This is a genomic window from Rhodopseudomonas sp. BR0C11 (genome assembly GCF_010820945.1).
GTDB classification, from domain to species: Bacteria; Pseudomonadota; Alphaproteobacteria; order Rhizobiales; family Xanthobacteraceae; genus Rhodopseudomonas; species Rhodopseudomonas palustris_H.
In genome coordinates, this window is sequence record NZ_QTKI01000522.1 from 1 (window position 1) to 2,860 (window position 2,860).

The window sequence follows — 2,860 nt, forward strand, 5'->3', positions numbered from 1 at the left end:
AGTGTTGCCGGTCGGCCGCCGATAGAGGAAGCCGCTGAACTGCGTGTAGTAGGCGGTGATCTCGAACCGGAACGGTCCGGTGGCGCGGCGCAGCCCGACCTCGACCGACTTGGCGGTTTCGATCTTCAGGTTGGGATTGCCGATGTCGAAGGTGGCGGTGGCGTCGTGGCCGCCGCGCGAGAACAGTTCGGCCGGCTTCGGCGCGCGCTCGACATATTGCCCGGTGATGCTCGCCGACAGATCCCACGGCAGCGCCTGGATCAGGCCGACGCTGAAGCTCTTCGGCGTGAACGATAGGTTGCGCTGGGTGGCTGGGCCGATCGCGCTCGGATCGGTGTTGAGGTCGAAGATCTCGGGCACGAACGCCGGTGTGGTCCCGGACAGTTCGACATGCTCGATGCGGCCGGCGACCTGCGCCTTGGTGGTGTTGGTGAACTGCAGCTCGTTGAAGACGTAGCCGGCCGCCTTGGTGTTCGTGTTCGGATCGAACAGACCATTCAGCGGGCTACCCGGATCGTCCGGGCTCGGCGCCGTCAGTTCCTGATGGCTGGCCTGGACGCCGACCGCGGTGGTGATCGCCGCGAAGCCGGCGTTGAACGGCGCGAGCTGCACCTCGAGCCGGCCTTCCTGCTCGCGATTGGTGAAGGTCTGGCGCACGCCGTCGGTGGTCGGATCGCCGGCCGTCGCCTGACCGACTTCGTTGTGCTTGTAGTCGGTGGCGCCGACCCAGAACCGGATCGCGTCGATCGCGGCCGCGTCGGGACGATACTCGCCCTTGGCATTGAACTTGGTCTGCTTGGCGTCGATCCGGGTGCCGACCTGTGAGCCCTCGACGCCGGGGATGTGATACAGCGAATTGTTCTGAGTGATCGACGCGCCGATGAAGCCGCCGTCGAACAGATACGAGCCGCCGACCGAGGCGCCCGCGGCAGTCGCGGCGGAATTCGGCTGGCGACCGTTGAACGGCATGCCGGGCGCCGCATACGGATAGCTCGGCACGTTGTAGTCGCCGGCATTGCGGCCATAGACGTCGGCATGGACGGCGACGTTGTTGCCGCCGGCATCGAGCAGCACCGCGCCTTCGACGCCGCGATCGACCGAGCTGACGGCGCTGCGGACTTCGCCGTTCATGCAGCCGGCGCCGCCGAACAGCGTCGGCGGCTTCGCCAGCCCATAGCTCTGGAACGGTTGCGCGCAGGGCGGCAGCGCGTCGGGAATCCGGTTGTTGGTGGCGCTGACCACGCCGCCGATCGCGGTCGAGCCGTAGCGCAGCGTGGCCGGGCCGCGGATCACTTCGACCTGATTGGTGGAGAGCGGATCGACCGGCACGAAGTGGTCTTCGCCGAGGTCGGACGCGCCGTTGCTGCCGGTGCCGTTCTCGATGATGCTGACACGGTTGACGTCGAGGCCGCGGATGATCGGGCGGCTGGCGCCGCCGGGCGCGTATTGCGAGGCGCTGATGCCGGGTTTGTTGCCGAGCAGGTCGCCCAGCGTGCCGCCGCCGCTGCGGCGGATTTCTTCGTTCGGCACCACCGTGACGGTGGCGAACTGGTCGGTGACGATCGGCAGGATGCCGGGCTGCGGCGCCGGGGTGGCCTGGGCAACGGGCGGCGTCTCGGCCGGTGCGGGGCCGCGCTGCCTCGCCGGAGCCGCGACGCGCGTCGCCGAACGCGGCTTCGCTTCGGTGTGGTGGCGGCGCTGAATTGGACTCGGCGCCGTGACGGTGACTTCGGGGAGGGCGGTTTGGGCGCGCGCGGCCGGCGCGCCGGCGCTGCACGCGGCGAGCGTTGCGGTGCCGAGCAGCAGCCCGGTCTTGAGGCTAGATGACATGGTTCTGTCCTGACTGCCGGCTCGCAGCGGAGCCGGGATCTGCGGCGACGCAGATCGATCACGTTGGTCCGCGCGCCGCCGGAGACCGGCTCGGCGCGGCATTCACAAGGGATCGGCGGTCAGGACAGAGGGGGGCCGCGCGGCTGAAAGCCGGCGGGTGGTGACGCCAATTCGGCGTCGTCGAGGACGGCGAGGCGGTAGTGGAAGGAATGCGCCTGCTGCGGCGGCAGCGCCGGCGGCGTCGCGGCCAGCGCCAGGCTCGCCATCGAGACGACTGCGCAGATCGCGCAGAGGTCGACGCCTGGATGGTGATGGTCGGTATCGGGTTCGGCTGGGCCATTGGCCGAGTCAGCCTGGGCGATCTGCAGCGCAGGCGGCTCGAAGCCGTGGAAGTGGCCGAACGCGGCGGCGAACTGCAGGGCGAGCGCAATCAACGCCAGCCGTGCGCCCCACCGGATGTTCGTCCGCACCCAATCCATGCCGCCCCAGCCTCTCACGGTGCCGGCGTCGTCCCCCGCCACGCAACGTTACAATGTAACATTGCGGCAAGCGCCTCCGCTGTCAACGGAGGTACCGATGAAGGTCGGCGGGTGTGACTTTTGCGCCAGCTTCCGGGGCCGTCACTTCGACTTCGGCAACAGCGCCTTCAGCTTGTCCATGTCGGCGATGTTCATCTTGATCCCGCCGGGCATCACGATGTCGCCGGGCTTCTGGCCGTCCTTGCAGGGGCCGAGCCATTTCGCATCCAGCGTCGTGGCGGACTCCTTGGGAACGCCGGGCAGCGGGTTCTCGTTCTGCGATGTCACCTTGACCGTGTAGGCCGAATTGAAGTCACCGGTGATCTCGGCGTGCGAGGTCGTGGTCATACCAGCGACCTTGCACACCGAATCGTTGGTGTAGCCGGTCGCGGTCTTCTGAATCGTCGGCGCTGAGCAGGCTTCGGTGGCCAGCGGCTGCACCGCCGCGGTCATCTTCTTGTCGATGGTCTCCTCGGTGCAGTCCTGGATCGCGACGTTCTGCCCGGAGCCGG

Annotated in this window: 3 protein-coding genes; all 3 read right to left on the reverse strand. The window is 68.3% G+C overall.

Going from position 1 to position 2,860, the window contains the following annotated elements:
* The coding region (locus tag DYI24_RS24490) for a TonB-dependent receptor domain-containing protein (RefSeq protein ID WP_164574170.1) at positions 1–1,830 on the reverse strand (1,830 nt) is incomplete at its 3' end.
* A gap of 119 nt (positions 1,831–1,949) precedes the next feature.
* Positions 1,950–2,351 (reverse strand): hypothetical protein, encoded by a 402-nt coding sequence (locus DYI24_RS24495; RefSeq protein WP_349627816.1) that lies wholly within the window; start codon positions 2,349–2,351, stop codon positions 1,950–1,952.
* A gap of 99 nt (positions 2,352–2,450) precedes the next feature.
* Positions 2,451–2,860: DUF3617 domain-containing protein (locus DYI24_RS24500; protein WP_164574171.1), on the reverse strand; the 410-nt coding region annotated here is incomplete at its 5' end.